Source organism: Ruegeria sp. HKCCD6647-2, assembly GCF_057221075.1.
Genome location: NZ_JBWVBD010000004.1, coordinates 268,424 through 286,648 on the forward strand (window position 1 = coordinate 268,424; position 18,225 = coordinate 286,648).

General features: G+C 56.3%; 15 protein-coding genes. 4 read left to right on the top strand and 11 right to left on the bottom strand.

The genetic code is table 11. The features are described 5' to 3' along the window. Nucleotides 1–36: 36 nt before the first annotated feature. Genes arsB through AC2TDJ_RS12750 form a run of 4 tightly spaced genes read right to left on the bottom strand, consistent with a single transcriptional unit; the run spans nucleotide 37 to nucleotide 4,143 of the window. On the bottom strand, nucleotides 37–1,056 hold the full coding sequence (gene arsB / locus AC2TDJ_RS12735) for an ACR3 family arsenite efflux transporter (RefSeq protein ID WP_480842743.1): 1,020 nt from the start codon (nucleotides 1,054–1,056) through the stop codon (nucleotides 37–39). Beyond that, nucleotides 1,053–2,318 (bottom strand): organoarsenical effux MFS transporter ArsJ, encoded by a 1,266-nt coding sequence (arsJ, locus tag AC2TDJ_RS12740; protein WP_480842745.1) that lies wholly within the window; start codon nucleotides 2,316–2,318, stop codon nucleotides 1,053–1,055. Before arsJ ends, arsB begins: the two co-directional genes overlap by 4 nt. Beyond that, entirely contained in the window at nucleotides 2,315–3,313 is a 999-nt protein-coding gene (locus AC2TDJ_RS12745; protein WP_480842747.1) for an ArsJ-associated glyceraldehyde-3-phosphate dehydrogenase, read from the bottom strand. The genes arsJ and AC2TDJ_RS12745 overlap by 4 nt, the downstream gene beginning before the upstream one ends. Then, a complete protein-coding gene (locus AC2TDJ_RS12750; RefSeq protein ID WP_480842749.1) occupies nucleotides 3,310–4,143 on the bottom strand; it encodes an arsenate reductase/protein-tyrosine-phosphatase family protein in 834 nt (277 codons plus the stop codon). The genes AC2TDJ_RS12745 and AC2TDJ_RS12750 overlap by 4 nt, the downstream gene beginning before the upstream one ends. Before the next feature lie 194 nt (nucleotides 4,144–4,337). On the opposite strand from AC2TDJ_RS12750, the gene AC2TDJ_RS12755 reads away from it, so the two are divergent. Next, nucleotides 4,338–5,345: a hypothetical protein gene (locus AC2TDJ_RS12755; protein ID WP_480842751.1), complete on the top strand. Its 1,008-nt coding sequence runs from the start codon at nucleotides 4,338–4,340 to the stop codon at nucleotides 5,343–5,345. A gap of 113 nt (nucleotides 5,346–5,458) precedes the next feature. Here AC2TDJ_RS12755 and AC2TDJ_RS12760 read toward each other — a convergent pair whose 3' ends face one another. From AC2TDJ_RS12760 to AC2TDJ_RS12770, 3 genes are all read right to left on the bottom strand, one after another. Continuing rightward, nucleotides 5,459–6,469, bottom strand: coding sequence for a HupE/UreJ family protein (locus AC2TDJ_RS12760; protein WP_480842753.1), 1,011 nt, complete (start codon nucleotides 6,467–6,469; stop codon nucleotides 5,459–5,461). Continuing rightward, nucleotides 6,466–7,299, bottom strand: coding sequence for a peptidyl-prolyl cis-trans isomerase (locus tag AC2TDJ_RS12765; protein ID WP_480842755.1), 834 nt, complete (start codon nucleotides 7,297–7,299; stop codon nucleotides 6,466–6,468). The genes AC2TDJ_RS12760 and AC2TDJ_RS12765 overlap by 4 nt, the downstream gene beginning before the upstream one ends. Nucleotides 7,300–7,706: 407 nt before the next feature. Beyond that, nucleotides 7,707–8,588 (bottom strand): LysR substrate-binding domain-containing protein, encoded by an 882-nt coding sequence (locus tag AC2TDJ_RS12770; protein ID WP_480842757.1) that lies wholly within the window; start codon nucleotides 8,586–8,588, stop codon nucleotides 7,707–7,709. A gap of 103 nt (nucleotides 8,589–8,691) precedes the next feature. Between AC2TDJ_RS12770 and AC2TDJ_RS12775 the strand changes: the two genes are divergently transcribed. Both AC2TDJ_RS12775 and AC2TDJ_RS12780 read left to right on the top strand, forming a co-directional pair. Next, a complete protein-coding gene (locus tag AC2TDJ_RS12775) occupies nucleotides 8,692–9,477 on the top strand; it encodes a HalD/BesD family halogenase (protein WP_480842759.1) in 786 nt (261 codons plus the stop codon). Then, complete coding sequence (locus AC2TDJ_RS12780) at nucleotides 9,474–10,724, top strand: M24 family metallopeptidase (protein WP_480842761.1); 1,251 nt, start codon at nucleotides 9,474–9,476, stop codon at nucleotides 10,722–10,724. Before AC2TDJ_RS12775 ends, AC2TDJ_RS12780 begins: the two co-directional genes overlap by 4 nt. A gap of 161 nt (nucleotides 10,725–10,885) precedes the next feature. On the opposite strand, the gene AC2TDJ_RS12785 is transcribed toward AC2TDJ_RS12780, so the two are convergent. From AC2TDJ_RS12785 to AC2TDJ_RS12800, 4 genes are all read right to left on the bottom strand, one after another. Next, nucleotides 10,886–12,403, bottom strand: a complete 1,518-nt coding sequence (locus AC2TDJ_RS12785; RefSeq protein ID WP_480842763.1) for an ABC transporter permease — start codon at nucleotides 12,401–12,403, stop codon at nucleotides 10,886–10,888. A gap of 10 nt (nucleotides 12,404–12,413) precedes the next feature. Further along, nucleotides 12,414–13,463: a quaternary amine ABC transporter ATP-binding protein gene (locus tag AC2TDJ_RS12790; RefSeq protein WP_480842765.1), complete on the bottom strand. Its 1,050-nt coding sequence runs from the start codon at nucleotides 13,461–13,463 to the stop codon at nucleotides 12,414–12,416. A 68-nt stretch (nucleotides 13,464–13,531) separates the two neighbouring features. Beyond that, nucleotides 13,532–14,503: an ABC transporter substrate-binding protein gene (locus tag AC2TDJ_RS12795; protein ID WP_480842767.1), complete on the bottom strand. Its 972-nt coding sequence runs from the start codon at nucleotides 14,501–14,503 to the stop codon at nucleotides 13,532–13,534. Nucleotides 14,504–14,537: 34 nt separating this feature from the next. Next, nucleotides 14,538–16,865, bottom strand: a complete 2,328-nt coding sequence (locus tag AC2TDJ_RS12800) for a DUF1989 domain-containing protein (RefSeq protein ID WP_480842769.1) — start codon at nucleotides 16,863–16,865, stop codon at nucleotides 14,538–14,540. Nucleotides 16,866–16,969: 104 nt separating this feature from the next. Here AC2TDJ_RS12800 and AC2TDJ_RS12805 point away from each other — a divergent pair, with 104 nt between their 5' ends. Then, nucleotides 16,970–17,998, top strand: a complete 1,029-nt coding sequence (locus tag AC2TDJ_RS12805; protein WP_480842770.1) for a LacI family DNA-binding transcriptional regulator — start codon at nucleotides 16,970–16,972, stop codon at nucleotides 17,996–17,998. Nucleotides 17,999–18,225: the final 227 nt, after the last annotated feature.

Below are 18,225 nucleotides of genomic sequence, written 5' to 3' on the forward strand. Positions count from 1 at the left end.
GTCAGCAGATTACCGAGGCAATAGCCCTTTTGTTTGTCACGTGGCGGGCTCAGGAAAATGCGCTCGTGTCCGGTTTGCAAATGCCACAAGCGATAACATGACCGGGACCTCGACAAGGACGCCGACGACCGTTGCCAGAGCCGCCCCCGAATTCAGACCGAACAGGCTGATCGCGACGGCGACGGCCAGTTCAAAGAAGTTGGATGTTCCGATCATAGCGCATGGTGCGGCAATGCGATGGGGAACCTTCAGCGCGAAGGCCGCGCCGTAGGCAAGCGCAAACACTCCGTAGCTTTGGATCAATATGGGAACGGCAATCAGAACGATGACGACCGGCTTCGCGAGGATGGTCTGACCTTGCAAACCGAACAGAATGACAACCGTGGCGATCAACCCCTTGACCGACCACGGCTTCACTCTAGCCGAAAAAGCCTCGATTGCTTCTGATGAGCCAAGCCTGCGACGGGTGATCAGACCGGCGATAAGAGGCAAAACAACATAAAGCACGGTCGCCAGTACCAATGTCTGCCAGGGCACCGAGATGTCGGTAACTCCCAGCAGGAATGCCACAATCGGCGCGAAGGCCACCACCATGATCAGGTCGTTTACTGAGACCTGAACCAACGTGTAGGTTGGATCGCCCCTGGTCAGTTGCGACCACACAAACACCATTGCCGTGCAGGGTGCGGCTCCCAACAGGATCAGACCGGCCGTGTATTGAGCGGCGTCCTCGGGCTCTATCCACGGAGCGAAGGCATAATCAAAGAACAAAACAGCCAAAAGGGCCATGGTGAACGGCTTGATCAGCCAGTTGACGACAAGTGTCACGATCAGCCCGCGCGGCTGCCGGGCAACACCGGCAACGGCGCCGAAATCGACACCAACCATCATGGGATAGACCATCGCCCAGATCAGGACCGCCACAACCAGATTGACGCTAGCGACCTCGGCCGACGCGACAAGCCCCACAAGACCGGGTGCCGCCAAGCCGATCAGGATGCCGGCGACCATGGCAAGAGCAACCCAGACAGTCAGGTAACGTTCGAATATGCTCATGAAATTGCCTCGGCTGTGTGTGCGCTCAGCTTGCCGGACGTCAGCGCTGCAAGGGCGACCATCAATGCGGCGGTGCCCAGTACAAGTGGCAGCCCCCCGATCTGATAGGTCAGGCCGGACAACACGGTTCCCAGCAGCCGGCCAGTTGCGTTGGCCATGTAATAGAACCCAACGTCCATCGTGACCCGTTCGGATTTGGTGAAGGCCAAAATCAGATAGGAATGAAGCGACGAGTTCACCGCGAAAATCGCACCGAACACCAGAAGCCCGATCACGAGAGTGACCGTCAGCCAGGTCTCTGGCCCGGACGATACCAAAACGGCCACGGTCAGAACAGCAGGCACGAAAAACAGCGTTGCGGCCCAGTTGCGCGCCGCCCGGATCAGGTCACTTTCGGTTCGGTCCGAGGCACGCAGAATTTTGGGAGCACCGGCCTGAATGGCACCGTACAGGATCACCCAAACAGCCATGAACGTACCGATCATGAAGAACGCGGTGCGGTTTCCTTCCTCGGTGCCATCGGACAATACGGCGTAGAAATAGATTGGAATGCCGACCACGAACCACACATCTCGCGCACCGAACAGGAAGACGCGCGCGGCTGACAGCCAGTTCACATTGGCTGATTTCGAGAAAACCTCGGAAAACTTTGCACCTTTGCGCCCTTTGGGAAGCCCCGGCGGCATGAATATGACAACAGCCGCCAGGATCGCTGCAAGTACGATCGCCATGACCAGAACTGCCCAGGTAAAGCCCAATGTCGCAAGCAGTGCGGCCCCAAGTAGAAAGCCCAAACCTTTGACCGCGTTCTTGGAGCCGGTCAAAACTGCAACCCAGCGGAACAATCCCCCGCCCTCGGTCGGCGCCAGCAGCTTGACAGCGGATTTCGAGGACATCTTGGCAAGGTCCTTTGCAACCCCGCTTGCCCCCTGAACGATCATGACAAAAGCAACCGAAACTCCAATCGCCCAATTCGGGTCAAGCTGGGTCAGCGCCAACAGCGCCACAACCTGCAGACCCAGACCTGAATACAGGGTCGAGGTCAGCCCAAACCGGGCCGCGATCCAACCTGCTGTAAGGTTTGTGACCATGCCCGCGATCTCATAGAGAACAAACAGATAGGCCAACTGTACCGGCGAGAAGCCAAGGGTATGAAAGTGCAACAGCACCAACATCCTGAGCGCCCCATCGGTCAGCATAAAAGCCCAATAAGCTGCCGTAACCGCAATATAGGCCGACAGACCTTCGGGTTTTCGGGTCACAACGATGCCCCGACCATCATCGCCACATCAACAAGACGATAGGCATAACCCATTTCGTTGTCGTACCAGGCGTATATTTTCACCTGCGTTCCGTTCACGACCATGGTCGATGGCGCGTCGATGATCGATGAACGCTCATCGTTTGTGTAATCGGTCGACACCAGCGGTCGCGTCTCATAGCCGAGTATTCCTTTCAATTCGCCTTCCGCTGCGACTCTGAAGAACTCGTTGACCTCTTCCACGGTCGTTGCCTTTTTAACCTCGAATACGCAGTCGGTCAGCGAGGCATTCAGCAGCGGGACCCGAACGGCATGGCCGTTCAACCGCCCTGTGAGTTCGGGGTAAATCAGCGTAATAGCCGTCGCCGAGCCGGTTGTCGTCGGGATCAGCGAATTCAGGGCCGATCGCGCGCGGCGCAAATCTTTGGCCGGGCGGTCCACGATGGTTTGGGTGTTGGTCACATCATGGATCGTCGTCATCGACCCGTGGCGGATGCCCAAATTCTCATGGATAACCTTGACCACCGGCGCCAGACAGTTGGTTGTGCAAGACGCCGCTGTCACGATGCTGTGCACGGCAGGATCATATATGTCCTCGTTCACGCCCAAGACGACATTTGCGGTCGGCCCATCCTTGACCGGGGCTGAAACGACTACCTTCTTCACGCCGGCCTCGAAATACGGGGCCAGCTTGGCTTCGGTTTTGAATACGCCGGTGCAGTCAATGACAACGTCAACGTTGTCCAGCGGCAAGGCTTTCAGGTCCTTGGCGCCGACGAAAGGCAATCGCGTTCCATTGACGGTTACGCTGTCTGCGTCATGCTCGAAGGTGGCATCCCAGCGCCCATGCACAGAATCGAACTCCAGAAGATGCGCGTGCATCGCCGCATCGCCCACTGAATCGTTGATCCAGGCGATATTTGCACCCCTGTCCAGCAACGGCTTCAGGACCAGCTTTCCCATTCGGCCCAGGCCGTTCACAGCGTAAGTTGTCATTTGGTTTCCTCAATAGGAGTCCTACCGATTTCATCTACGGCGGATTGCAATGCGATCCGATCAAGGCTTTCGATCGGCAAGGACGTAAAGGCTTCGATCCTGCGCCTCAGCGCGCCATAAGCGCTTTGAAAGGCAAGACTCTTTTCGGCATCTGTTCCTTCGGTCTTGACCGGGTCAACCATACCCCAGTGACCACTGATGGGCTGCCCTTCCCATGCGGGACATTCCTCGTTGGCCGCCTGATTACAAACGGTGAAGACAAAATCCATTTCTGGCGCATCCTGCGCCGAGAACTCGGACACGTTCTTGGATCTGAGAACCGAGGTGTCGTGGCCCTTATCCTTCAAAACCTGGACGGCAAACGGATTAAGCTCCGAATATGGCTTCGTGCCTGCGGAATAGACGTTGAATCTGTCTCCACCGATCTCGCGCAGCAGAGACTCAGCGAAAATTGAGCGCGCGGAATTGCCGACGCAGATGAATAGTACATTGAACTTCCGGTCAGTCATTGTGTCATTTCCTTTGGTAAAGGGCATGCAGATATCAGGGCGACCACGGCAGCAATCCACGACCAGATAGTCGAGCATCGACTGCACGTTTTTCATTTCAATTGAGTACAGAAGAGATGTTCCGGATCTTTGCTGCGAAACCAATCCCGACCGTTGCAGTGCGTTAAGGTAACTCGACAAGGTGCTGGCTTTTATGGCCAGCTCGGATGCCACCTCTCCGGCCGGAACGGCGTCAGGATAGCGTCGCATCAACATGCGAAACACGGAGATGCGCTGAGGGTGGCCAAGGATGGCAAGTTGGTTCGCAATTTCTTTTTCCATATTTCGCGAAATATGGAAATATAGAAAGCGCGTCAATACTTGATTTCAATCCTTGGCGGGCTTCGAGACGTATGGAACAGAAAGCTACGCATGCGCATACACTCAGAGGCGTTCGCCTAATCACGTCACGAAATTCATATAAGTGCGGCGAATCGTGATAAATTGCGCATAATCGGCAACTTGGACGGCAGCTTATGAAAGCGATTTTCACGTTCGCGGCAGTCTTGATCGGCTTTGTGGCGTCGTTGCCAGCACCGGTGTCGGCATGTGGTTTCCATTCGCTGTCACCGCGCGTCAGCTTGGTTTCCACTCTCCTGGGCAGTGACACCGTCGTCTTGGCAATTGCCGATCCGGAAGACCCTTTTCAGTACAAATCAATAAAAGCCGTTCGCGGGAGTGTTGAAACAGCGGACATCCCTTTTCTCGTGGATAGTGCGGCACGCAGAAAACTTGCTGGAAGCGCAGACGACAAAGTTCTTTTTGCGCGAAGTGGAAAGACAGGAACATGGACCAGGCTTGCTTATATCGACCAGTCTAATGCGGCGATATTCAACCATATCCTCTCCAAATTTGAGGCATGGCCTTCGCAAGCGCATCACCGTTACGAGTACTTTGGATCGCTGATCGACCACGAAAGCCCGTCGATTCGAAATCTTGCTCTCACCGAGCTGGATCAGGCGCCGTACGCTATTCTCCGATCCTTGAGCATCACTTCAGACAGCAACGTGTTAATTGATGATTCTTCTAATCCGCGCGCATTAGGTCTGAAGCCCATAAGAATTCTCATTCTTGGGCTCGGCAGGGATGAAGATGCCCGTCAGTTTCTATACCGAGGGTTTCGACAAGCGGTTGCCAATTCGAAGGGTAAGGTGGTCGGGGCATATGCGGCTGCGATCATCGAACGTGATGGGCCAGCGGGTGTTGATGTCGTGCGCGCGGCCATGCTGGAAGGCGGTCTGAGTTCCGAGAGCAAAGAAGCCATGGTTGAGGCCGTGGTGATCCAGCACTTATTCGGTGCGCGTGAGAACCGCGATTCAATTGGGAAAACACTGCGCGCGTTGATTAAAGAAGATACGAAGATCGCGGGCGAAATAGCGCGCCAGTTCAAGTCTCGCCCGAAATCGTCCGTCGCATCGCTGCGACGCGGAATTCGTTATGAAACCGCACCGCTGGCCAAATCGAGTGATGCACTTGACGACTGATCCGCTCAGCAACGACGCAAACCGGCTTGTTTGTATTGCATTACACTTTGTCCGACGCGCATTACAATTGATGACCAGGTCATCACTGTGCCAATGAATTGGCACTACTACCGCTAGAATGCTGCGACCCTCTCGGCCACCCAGAACGTCGAAACTGCTCCGATAGCGTACCCGAATATGACGTTAATCACGTTCTGGGGCTGCCGCCAAAACTGGCGCAACCGTGGCCAAATCCACGCGAAGGCAAGCCCAATTCCCAGAACAAAGGCAACAAAGACAAGTTGCCCGGCTTCAACACCAAGATTGAACGCCAGCAAAGCCGTGGCAATATCCCCCTGTGGTAAGCCGATTTCCCGCAGCGCCCCGGCAAAACCGAGGCCGTGCAACAACCCGAATGCGAACGAAATCAGCCAGGGCGCCCGTTCAAACAGGCTCTCCTGCGTGTTCTGACGCTTGATGATTTCGACCGCCAGAAAAACGATCGAAAGCGCGATGACTGCTTCGACAGGGGGACCGGGAACAGTGACGTGCCCAAGGGAAGCAAGCGCCAGAGTCATTGAATGGGCAACGGTGAAAGCCGTGATCGCAATCACTAGTCTTCGGACGTCCTTAATCAACACCAGAAGTGCAAAAACAAACAAAAGATGATCCCAGCCGGCCAGGATATGTTCGAAACCCAGCCCCAGATAGCTAAAGAACATGGACAACCCTGACGATTGCGTGGGCACGTCAAAGCTGGTGTTCTGCGGCGTCAGCCTGTGTGTCTCTGTCGATCCGTCTGTTAATTGCAGCCGCACAAGCACGTCAGTGCGCTGAAGTTCGAGGCCCTGAATTGAAAGCGCTTCGCCCTCCAACCCAGCCGTGCAGGTCACGCCCCATGCGGCAATCCATGCTGATCCGTCAAAAACCTGCTCGGGCATCTGGCTTTGTGTACAACCGCCTGGCAATTCGACCGAAATGGCCATGGGCGAGCCGTTCACATCCGGAACACGCCAGAAGATCTGCCAACCTGTTTCGCCTCGCTGTCTCAGGTCAAGGAATCCCGGCTCCAACGCGTGGCTGTTTGCCGACTGAACAGGCAAAAGCAGCAGAACACACGCGATTAAGACACGTTTCAGGTTCATCGCTGCAATCTCATCGCCAGTTGGTCGCGAGACGGTCTGTCTATCTCATACAAGTCCACCAGATCGTCAAACTGCGCCTGCGACAGAGCATCTTTCAGATTGCGCCGCCAATCCGACAACACCTCATCGCGGATCTCTTCGAAGTCCGGCAGGTTCGGAGATCGACGATCCATGACATATACCAGATGCAGGCCGTAACCCGATCGGATTGGTCCTGCCCATTCGCCATCCGGCAAGGCCTCAACCTGTTCGAAGAAATTTCCGCCAAAAACGCCCTGCACGCTCCGGGCGGAAGAGAGCGGAATTTCATTTGGCAACAAGCTGACCGAGCCAAAACCGGCGGGTTCAGCCCCTGTTTTCAAGGCTGTCATGGCGGCCCGCAATCCCTCTTCATCCTCACCAAAACCTATTTGCCGGAACGAAACGCGACCAGGCTGCAAGAATGTACTTTGGTTTTCATTCATATGCTCTTTCAACACGTCGTCGGACGGTTCTGCGGCCTGTGCAAGTGAGGTCGTCAGAAACTCCATCTTTTGCGCCAATCGGTTTCGGACGATGCTGTCGCCACGGTCCAGGCCCAGTGTCCGGGCCTCCCTGACGAGAACCTCTTCTCGCACCAGCCTGTCGACCATAGTGTCCAGCTCATCGAGTGTCGGAATACGCTGCCAAGTTGCCTGAAACTGGCTGATCAATCGGTCGACGTCCGGTTCGTCAACTGTGATGCGGGCTTCGACTACAGCCTCGGTAGAGGCATCCGACAGCGAAAACCACGCAAATATTACAGCCCCCAGAATAAAGAAATGGACCACCGGTTCTTTTAAGAATGTCATGAATACCCTTTGCCGAAACTTGAGCTGCTTTTACCCCGAATCCGGCAAAGATACCGGAACGTGGCAGGAACCTGATAGCTTTTCCTGAAGCGTATACCAGATTGACAACGAGTACGCGCCTTCATGTGTGTCTGTCGGCACTTTAGCCGTAATCTGATCTGCGAAATGCACCGAGGCATAGTTGGTTCGCCATTGCATCGAAATGGCCCCGGAATGCGAGTCAATCGAGTGGTCGGGACAATCCCCCGGTTCACCTCGCTCCATGCAAATCGACAGGCATCAGTCGGGCTCAACACCACGACAAGAAGCGTCCATGGGCAGGGTGATTGAACGAATTTTCGATGATCGAATGGTTTTCACTCAGCAGTGTTTACGGCCCGGTCCCGAACAAAAAACTGCGCAAGCCTTCAATTGCCGCGCAGGGCCGCGACGATCTGCTGAACCTCGGGATTTGACCGAAGTCTTTTTGGAAACGCAACTCGATAATCTTGCGTCAGCTCCAAAGGAGTCAGTTTCATCTGAACGACCCTGCGTGCGGCAAGATCATCGGCTGCCATCATCGCAGGCACCAGCGCAACACCCAATCCGTGGCGCGCGAGGTTGAGGGCCGTACTACTGGACTGCGCGAGCAAACCAAGATTTGGGTCAACGCTTCGTTGCCCCATCAGCGCTGCGGTCCAGTTTGGCGATGACGCGAACCCTCGACCCCAGTCCGTGTGAATGAACGACCGGTCTTCAATCGTCTCTAATCCGTAATCGTACAGCGTTGCAATTTGCGGGCAGGCCACCGCCACCAACTTATCCGAAAACAACGTTTCGATGTGATAATCCCCATACAAATCATGGCCGTAGAATATCCTCATATCCACCTTGTCAGTCACAAGGTCGATAGGGTCTTCATCAACACGAACACTTAGCGGAGCCCACTTTGCGCCGAATTCCAGTGCCGCCAGTCTGGGTGCCAACCATGTTTCAGCCACGGATTGCGGGGCGCTGAGCGTCAGTCGTTTTTGCCGCTGAGCCTTGCGCTGCATTTTGTCGGACAACGCGCCCAAGGTGGACATCGCATGGGCCAGCTCGGGATAGGCCGCCTGTCCCGCATCAGTCAGAGAAATTCGATTGCCTTGACGAATGAACAACGTCTTCTGCCAGAAATCTTCAAGGAGTCTCACCTGCTGGCTGACGGCGGCGGAACTGACACCCAGTTCGCTGGCTGCGTTAGTGAATGAACCGGTGCGAGCTGCGGCCTCGAAAGCACGAAGGGCATTGAGTGGGGCAATCGAATTCATGAACACCTCCGAAAGTTTTTCTTTCGGACGATAATTAGAAATACTGTTGATTAAAAGGGGGCGCCAGCCATAGCCTTTTTTTCATCACGATGGAGGGCGCAGCATGTATGACCTGATCAATCTCGACCGATATCCTCTGGACGAGCCGGACGGCGACCGTTGGATGGAACTGGTTCAGACCTGCAAGGCTTCTTTGGAACAGGACGGTCTGTTCAACCTGCCGGGATTCGTTCGCGAGACCGCGATATTGCAGGCGGTTGACCAGCTTAAGCCAGTCCTGGAGCGCGAAGCATTTGTCCACGCGCGCCGTCACAACATCTACTTCCAGAAATCAATCGAAGGACTGGATGCCAAGCATCCCGCATTGACTGAGTTCGACACTTCAAACCGAACGATTTGCGCCGATCAGATGGGCACCGCCCTTGTCATACAGCTATATGAATGGCCACCATTCGCTCAATTTCTCGCCGCGGTGATGGAGAAACCAAAGCTGTACACGATGGATGATCCATTGGCCCGGGTGAATGTCATGGCCTATTCCCATGGCCAGGCGCTGAACTGGCATTTCGACCGATCCGAGTTTACCACGACCTTGTTGCTGCAATCCCCAAAACATGGCGGTGCATTTGAATACGACCGGAACCTGCGCAGCGATACCGATCCCAATTATGACGGCGTGGCCGACCTGCTGGAAGGGCGGCGAACACCAACACTGATTGAATTGGAGCCCGGTACGCTGAATATATTCAAAGGCAAAAACACGGCACACCGGGTCACACCTGTCGTCGGTGATCAGGATCGAATTATTGCCGTCTTCTCCTACTATGAAAAGCCCGGTGTACTGTTTTCCGAGGAAGAACGCATCGGGTTCTACGGGCGGGCCGCATGAATATTGATCCCGCCTTCAAAGACGACCGCAAACTGACCTATCTGAACGCAGAAGGCGCTGACAAGCCTTTGAAAAGCCCTGTGCCCGCCGAGACCCTGAACCGGGCGCGATCCTATCGTCTGCGGCGGCTGCGAGAGCAAATGGAGGCAGCGGATTGCGCTGCCCTTCTGCTCTATGATCCTTGCAATATCCGCTACGCGTTCGACTGCACGAACATGCAGGTTTGGACGCTGCACAACCCGATGCGATATGCGCTGATCCTGACTGGTGGCCCGGCGATCATGTTCGAATTCAAAGGTTGCCTGCACCAAAGCGAAAACCTGCCCGGAATTGACGAAATCCGAATTGCCAAAACCTGGATGTTCATGGCGTCCGGTGACAAGGTTGAAACAGCAACCAATGCCTGGGCTGACGAGATCGCCGATTTGGTGAGCCGCTATGGAGGCGGGAACCGCCGCATTGCCTGTGACAAATTGGACGGCAGTGGCGTCCACGCGTTGGAAACGCGGGGTTTGACCTATGTCGAGGGAACGCAGATCACCGAAATCGCCAGATCGATCAAGTCGCCCGATGAAATCGAGCTGATGCGGTGGACGATCCGCGTGTGCGAGGCCGGCATGGCCCGAATTTACGAACATTCCTGCCCCGGTACAACCGAGCGCGAGTTGTGGGCGCATCTGCATTTCGAGAATGCACGCTCGGGCGGAGATTGGCTGGAAACCAAGTTGCTGACATGCGGGCCAAGAACGAACCCCTGGTATCAGGAATGTTCAGACCGCGTGTGCCAATCGGGTGAGATGATCTCGTTCGATACGGACATGATCGGGCCCTATGGGTACTGCGCGGATCTTTCCCGGTCCTGGACCTGTGGTTATGAGCCCATGAGTCCGACCCAGCGGCGCCTGTATGATACAGCGCTTGCGCAGATACACCACAACCTCGATCTGGTAAAACCCGGCGTCAGTTTTTCAGAGTTCAACGACAAAAGCTGGCGCATACCCGAAGCGCATATTCCCTATCGGTACTCTCTGGCGGTGCATGGCGTTGGTATGGCTGATGAATGGCCTGTTATTCCATTGCATGTGGATTGGGGTCCCGCGGCGATGTCGGGGCAATTCCTGCCGGGAATGGTTGTCTGCGTTGAGAGTCTGATTGGTGAGCTCGGGTCGGAGAGCATCAAGCTTGAGACCCAGGTTCTGGTGACGGAAACCGGATATCAGCGTTTGGACAGCTTTCCCTTCGAATGAACGAGGCTATCAAAACCCGTGCCCATTCCGCCAAGATCTAGAGAGTTCCGCCAGACTTTCATTCACTGGGATTTCAACGGCGAAGCTCTCACCCCTTTGCCGTCAGACCAAAGAGGTGAGATCGTTTAAGCAGGGGTCCGCGAGATTTATGGTGACCGACTTTACCTTTTTCCGGCCACGATGCGGTCCAGAATGAGCGCACAGAAGAGGATCGCGAGGCCCGCCAGAATGCCCTGTCCCGCTGCCGCATACTGAAGTGCCTCCAGAACATCTTCACCCAGGCCTTTCGCACCGATCAGCGACGCAACAACCACCATGGCCAGCGACATCAGGATTGTCTGGTTCACTCCGGCCATGATTGTCTTGTGAGCCAAGGGCAGATCAACACGCCAAAGCAGGTAGCGTGGTGTCGCGCCGAAGGCCAGCGCGGCCTCGCGCACTGTTTCGGGCACTTGCTGAAGGCCCAATACGGTAAAGCGGATCACCGGAGGGCTGCCGAAGATCATGGTCGCAACGACACCAGCGGGTTTACCTGAACCGATAAAGGCGACAACAGGGATCAGATACACGAAGGACGGCATGGACTGCATGAAGTCGAGGATTGGGCGCACGATGGCAAAGGCTCGTGGACGGCGCGCGCAATAGATGCCAAGCGGAATGCCCAAAGTGATCGAGATCAGCGCGGCGGCCCCCAGCAAGGCAATGGTAGTCATCGCTTTTTCCCAGAAATCCAGCAAGCCCAGATAGGCCAGCGCCGCGCCGGTGAAAATCGCCACGCGCGGGCCCGCAGAAAGATAGGCCAGCATGATGATTACCAGTGACACTACCGGCCATGGGGTATCGACCAGAACAACCTCAATCCAGTCCAACAGGGTGCGCATTCCATAGGTCAACCCATCAAAGAATCCGCGCCCCGCGGTTTTGGTCCATTCAAAGACGGCCTGCACTCCGTCTCCGACATTCAACCGCCAGTCGCGGTTGGTCGGAAATGTCTTCAGGACAGTCAGCGCGTCAGGCTGTGCAAACTTGATGGCAGACAGAACAACAACCACAACGGTCAACACCGCGGCAACGATCGTCCGCGTGACGGACCAACCATGCGCCACACCGGAATCCGACCGCCAGCGCGCGAACTGCCCTTCCAATGTCCAGTTTGCCAGCGATGCAGCAAGAAACTTCACTGCCAATAACAGGGCGATACCCAATGCAAGGTATGTGATACCGGTGGAATCGGCACTTTGAGCGGCCTCCTGCGCTCCGGCCAGAGCGCCCTCCAGAGATTCTGCCGCGCGTTTGAGAGAATCCAGCGACGCAGCACCGGATTGCTCAGCCGCTTCAATCTGCTGGCGCCTTAGCTCCAGCGTCTGCTCGATCTGAGCGGCGCGTTCGCGGAACTCGCGCCCCAGATCGCCAAACAGGCCCAGGCCTATTTGGATGTAAGCTAACGTCTCCAGAACCAGAAACCCCAGAAACCAGGACCATAGGCCGCGCGCCCCAAACCAGATCGGGCCAAGGAGCGCAGCAGCCTTGTTCAGTGTGAACCGATAACCCGGAGCCTGCATCATATATGCAAAGGTCTTTTGGTAATACGCTTGGCTTTGCCCGACAAACTCACCAATCAGGCTTTCCAACCGGTCGGCAGTTTCAGGTTGAACCTGTTGTGCATCAACGTGTTTCATCACCGTCCCCTTATGCCTGACTGTCCTGAATGGCGCGGATCAGCCCCGCGCGGTTGATCACGCCCACTGTCTTGCCTTCCTGCGTCACGGCAACCACGCCATGCCCGTCGACGCAGAGGTTCATCAGGTCGGACAGGTCCATGTCGGGATGCGCCTCTTTCGCATCTTCCGGGACTTCGCCGTGATGCGCCTCGAATTCGTCGACCGGCTTCATCACCGCATGGGCAAAGATCATGTTGAGCTTTGAGATCCCGGCAACAAAATCGGCGACATAGTCATCAGCGGGGTTCAGGATGATCTCTTCAGGCGTGCCGATTTGAACGATGCGCCCATCTTTCATGATCGCAATGCGGTGGCCGATGCGGATAGCTTCGTCGAGGTCATGCGTGATGAACATCGTGGTCTTGTTGAGCTTGTGGCTCAGCTCCATGAACTGATCCTGCAACTGCTTGCGGATCAGCGGATCGAGGGCCGAGAACGGCTCGTCCATCAGCAGAATTTCGGGGTCAGCCGCGATTGCGCGGGCAAGACCGACACGCTGCTGCATGCCGCCGGACAGTTCATGGGCGTATTTGTCTTCCCAGCCGCTGAGCTCCACAAGCTCCAGAACCCGATCCGCCTCTTCCCAGCGACGCGCTTTGCCGGTGCCGCGGATTTCCAGTGGCATGGCGACGTTGTCGCGTACGGTACGGTGTGGCATCAGGCCGAAGTTCTGGAACACCATGGCGACCCGGCGGTTGCGCAGGTCGCGCAATCCCTCATCATTCAAACCCATTACGTCGTCACCGTCCAAATAGATGTGACCGTCCGTGGGCTCCAGCAGTCGGTTCACATGACGGACCAATGTCGACTTACCCGATCCGGACAGGCCCATGACGCAGAACAGCTCACCGCGCTCGATTTCGAAGCTGGCATCAGCGACCCCGACAACGCAGTTGAACCGGTCCAGCACTTCCGCCTTGCTCAGCCCCTCGCTGTGAATAGCTTCCAGGGCGTCCTGCGCTCGTGCTCCGAACACCTTCCACACGCCACGTGCATCGATTGCGATATCCGCCGTCATACTGGCCCCACTTTGGTTGAGCTTGCAGATTGCGTCCCCGGCAATGTTGAGCCAGGGACCCATTGGTATCAGTTGGTTTTCAGACCAAGCCAGCCATCGACCGTGTCGCCGTTCGCGGCAATCCATTCGGCCACAACCTCATCGGTATCGCGCCCTTTGACGACGACTTCATAGGTCAAAGCACTGAGCTGATCGGCATTCATGTTTATGCCGCTCAGGAAAGACGCCGCCGCCGGGTTGCGCTGTTCCAGCGACTTCGAATGGGCAACGGTCACGGTTTTGACCGGTTCGCCGGTGCTGACATGTGATTTGTTGTACCAATCTGCGTCCTGATCTGGCTGTACCATCTTGTAGGTCGATGCGTCGTGTTCGGGTTCTTCCAGAATGGTCACATCATAAAGCGCATGCACATAATGCGGTGCATAGCAGTAGAAGGCGGCACCCTTCTTCTGATCAATCTGATCCTTCAGTCGCGAATAGAACACGGTTTCGTCTTCTGTGGTGGGGGTCAGAAAGGTTTCGATCCCATAGTCGCGAACACGCACTTTGAAGGTATTGGTTGATGCCCAGCCGGATGCACCGACCCAAACCTCGCCCATGCCATCGCCATCCGAGTCAAAAAGCTCCTGCGCCATTGGCGTGGCAAGGTCATAGATCGATTTGATGCTGTGGTCCTCAACCATGTAATTCGGAACACAAATCCCCGCGCGGCCTTCGTAGCTGCCGGAAGAGAGCGCCACAGTGCCTTTCTGATCGACATATTCATCAGTGAACGAAGACTGGTTTGGCAGCCAGACATCGGGATGTACGTCGATGTCGCCGCGCCCGCCATCCATCGCGGCAAAGATCACGGCATTGGCACCGGGCGCATAGCCGACCTCGCCACCCAGTCGGGTTTCGATGACCTGACCGATCACACGGCTCATGATCTTGGCACCGGGCCAGCTGGGCTCTCCCACCATAACCTTTTCCTGCGCCAGTGTGGCAGTAGCTCCCAAGGCCAGTGCGAGGGACGCAGTCAGTGTCGTAAAGTTCCTCATCTTCTTCTCCTGTTGCGTAAAGTTGCATGCGCCATCAGGCGCGCGCCCGCTTGCGTTGCGGGTCTATGAATGGAATGTCCGTGACGGTGGCGCCGAGCCGCTTCATTCGCCCGTCGAGTTGCCCAATCTCTAATCGCGAACCGTTGTCTGCCACTTCCACCGATACCCGTGCCATGGCGATCGCGCGTTCCAGCATCGGCGAACGGTTGGCCGAAGTGACCACGCCTACTTGCCGCTCGCCTGAGTAGACGTGCGACCCTGCGGCGGGTACGTCATCGCAGCCGATCAGCAATCCCTTGAGGATCCGGCGCGGGTCACGGGCGTTTCGTTCCAGCGCAGCTTTGCCGGTAAAGTCGGATTTGTTCAGATCAACGGCAAAGCCCAACCCGGCCTCGAACGCATCGACCCCTGCGGTGAACTCGGCGTTTGCGGCGGCCAACCCTGCTTCGATGCGTATGATCTCCAGCGCGGCCGAACCCATGGGGGTGATCCCGAATTCGGCCCCGGCCTCCATCACCGCATCCCAGATCGCAACTGCATCGGACTTGGCGCAGAAGACCTCATAGCCCAGCTCGCCGGTGTAGCCTGAGCGGGACAGCATGAACGGCGTGCCTTCCCGGTCACGCAGCCGCGCGACGGTGACACCGAACCACTTCAACTGATCCAACGAAGGCACATGAGGCTGCGTAAATGCAATCTTGCGCAGCAGGTCCCGTGACTTCGGCCCCTGAATGGCAAGACTGGGCATCGCGTTCCGCATTGCATGCACCCGAACTTGCAGTTCGTGTTCAGCGGCCAGGGCCTGCAGAGCGCGACCGCTCTCCTCGGACCCGCAACACCAACGGAAAATTTCGGGGGCCAGACGGAACAACGTACCGTCATCGATTACCGATCCGCTTTTGTCGCACATCAACGTGTAGGACCCGCGCCAGACCGGCAGCTTGGCGACATTGCGCGTGGTAGCTAATTGCATCAGCCTCTCGGCATCCGGGCCTACAATGTCGAACTTGCGCAGCCCGCTCATGTCCTGCACGGTGACCGTCTCGCGACAGGCCCAGTATTCACCCAGCGTACCGTGCGCCGGGTAGCTGACAGGGGTCCAAAGATCACGCGCCGGAGCGAAGTGCTGAGTCAGCGGGGCCAGTCGGTCATGAAACGCGGACTCCTGACTGATCGACATCGGGGCATCTTCCTTTTCACGATAGGCCACAGCACGGCGGATCGGGGTTTCAGGGCGATAGATACGCACATGCACATCCGTCGGATTCCAGCCGTTGATCGGATCGATGTCGTCGGGACAGGCTGTCGAGACGCACACAAGGTCCTCGAGCGCGCGCATGGCTACATAGTCGCCGGGTCGCGAATAGGATTCCTCAGTCAGGATGTGGTGGGTCGAGGCGTCGATCCAGGTGTTCCAGAAGAAGTTGATCGCAGGCCAGGCCGACCGGCGCCCAACGCCATAGGGGGCGAGCGCGTTGGACATATTGTCCGAACAATTTACGTGCCCCGGGAATCCGCGTTCTTCGTAACCTCGCGCGGTACAGGCCAAACCAAACGTGTCATGCCGGCCGCAGGTGTCCTGAACGACGTTCAGCAACGGCCGCATTTCGCGGTCATAAAACTTGTCCAGCAGACCGGGACCGGGAAAGGCACGCCGCACCATCGACCGGGTGGCGGTCGAGTCGATCATCCATTCGATTCCACGATCCAGACCATCCGCGCGGAGCGCCATGAAATCCGAACACTGCTGCCCTTCGACATCAATGATCTGAACGAACTCACCAGCTTTGAGCTCATAGGCGAACCCGGTGCCGCTCGGCACCGTGAATTCGTCTCGGGTATCTCCCAAAAGCGGTGGCAAAAATGGTCCGCTCGCGCCCGCCCGTTTGTGCAAAACTGTGACACAGCCGGCTTCAGCGCCTTCGATCAATCCGTCAATCGAAGCTGGCCGGATCATCCAGACGGTCACTGACCTGCTCGCTCGTAGAATCAAGGGATCGGTCGCAGTCGCCAGCCTGCAGCTTGGCATCGATTGCGCCGCGTCTCCGCCATTCGATCCGACCCAGCCGCAATATTGATCGCTATTGAACTCGCCCGGATTGATGACGCCGTTCGCCTCAAGACCCAGACTTTCAAGCTTGGAGCACCCGTCATCCGAAAATGCGACCACCGCCAGAGGGTTCACCGGCGATACTCCTTCGACCGAAAGCAAGTCACCCGCGTTCATTTTCGCAACTACTGCCTCGCGCGGGGCCAACACATAGGTCTGTGTATCGGTCGCCTTTGGAAAACCCGGAAACTTGCGCCCTGGGCTGACAAACCCGGCGTTCGTGAACTGGTGCAAGATGGTCGATCCATGCATGGTTTTGTCGGATTCTCAGTTATGAAACTAGTTACAGAGGTTGATGAAACTAGTTTCATATGTCAACTCTTTCTTGATCGATCGGAAAATGGACGCAGAAACACGTGACTCCCAAAACCCTTGAAATCAAGAAACGCGCAAACCTCAGAGACGTCGCAAAAGCTGCCGGCGTATCAGTTGCCACAGTGTCTCGGGTCCTGAATGAACCAGGCGTGGTCAAAAAGGAAACTCTGGAGAAAGTTCAGCAAGCTATCGCTGAGCTGAAATTCGTTCCTAGCGCTGCTGCCCGGGCCATCAATTCCGGTCGAACACGGTTTGTCGGCGCCTTGGTGCCAACTCTGGACAACGCAATTTTCGCCCGGTTTCTTGCCGCACTGGAGCGTGAGCTTTCCAAGCATCAACTGTCGCTCATTGTTGCAACAACAGATTCGTCCCCAACGGTCGAAGCCGAAAAAGCGCAGGGCCTTGTCGATATCGGCGCAGAAGGTTTGATCATCACCGGTGCCACACATACCGATGATTTCCATGATCTTATTGAACGGACAATGCTGCCCACGATCATCACGTCCTATTTCGACGACACCAACCATTTGCCTACCATCGGCTATGACAATGCTGCGGCGGCACAACTTGCCTTGCGACACCTGATCGATCTTGGGCACCAGCGGGTCGCCGTCGTTCATGGCCCTGCTCATAACAACGATCGGACGCAATCCCGGCTGTCGGGATTGAATGCAATGGACTGGAAAGGCGAACTTACAACCTATGAGACTGACATAAGTCTTGCTGGCGGTTCAGAAATCGGGCGGCGTATTGGCGCCGCGTCGCCGAAACCGGATGCAATTCTTTGCCTTTCGGATGTCTTGGCACTTGGCGTTCTGTTTGGCCTACAGACGCAAGGGGTTAGCGTGCCTCACGACGTCTCGTTGGTCGGACTCGACGATCTGCCAAGCTCTGCCGTGGCCGTACCCGCTGTGACGACGGTTCACTTACCGGTTTCCAGAATGGGAGAACGCGCCGCGGTCGCGCTGGCGCGCTGGATAACTGAACAGGAAAGACCCAAGGCAGAACGGCTTGAGGCCGAACTGGTGGTCAGAGATTCCGCCATTCGGCACAGGAGCAGAGCGCAATAGCAATCCATTGGAAGTTGAAACACCAACTTCCATTTAGTTTACAACGGATTGAGATCGGAAAAATCACGAGTCTTTCAAGCTGTAGGACACGCTGCAAAATGGCTGGAAGCCACGCTTTGCTATTCCAATCCCAAAAGTCAGTGAGTGACACCAAACATCGGTTACAACTTGGTCCGATGTCCGCCACCGCAACAGGTTGCCGACTTGGTTACCTGTCTTCACCCGAC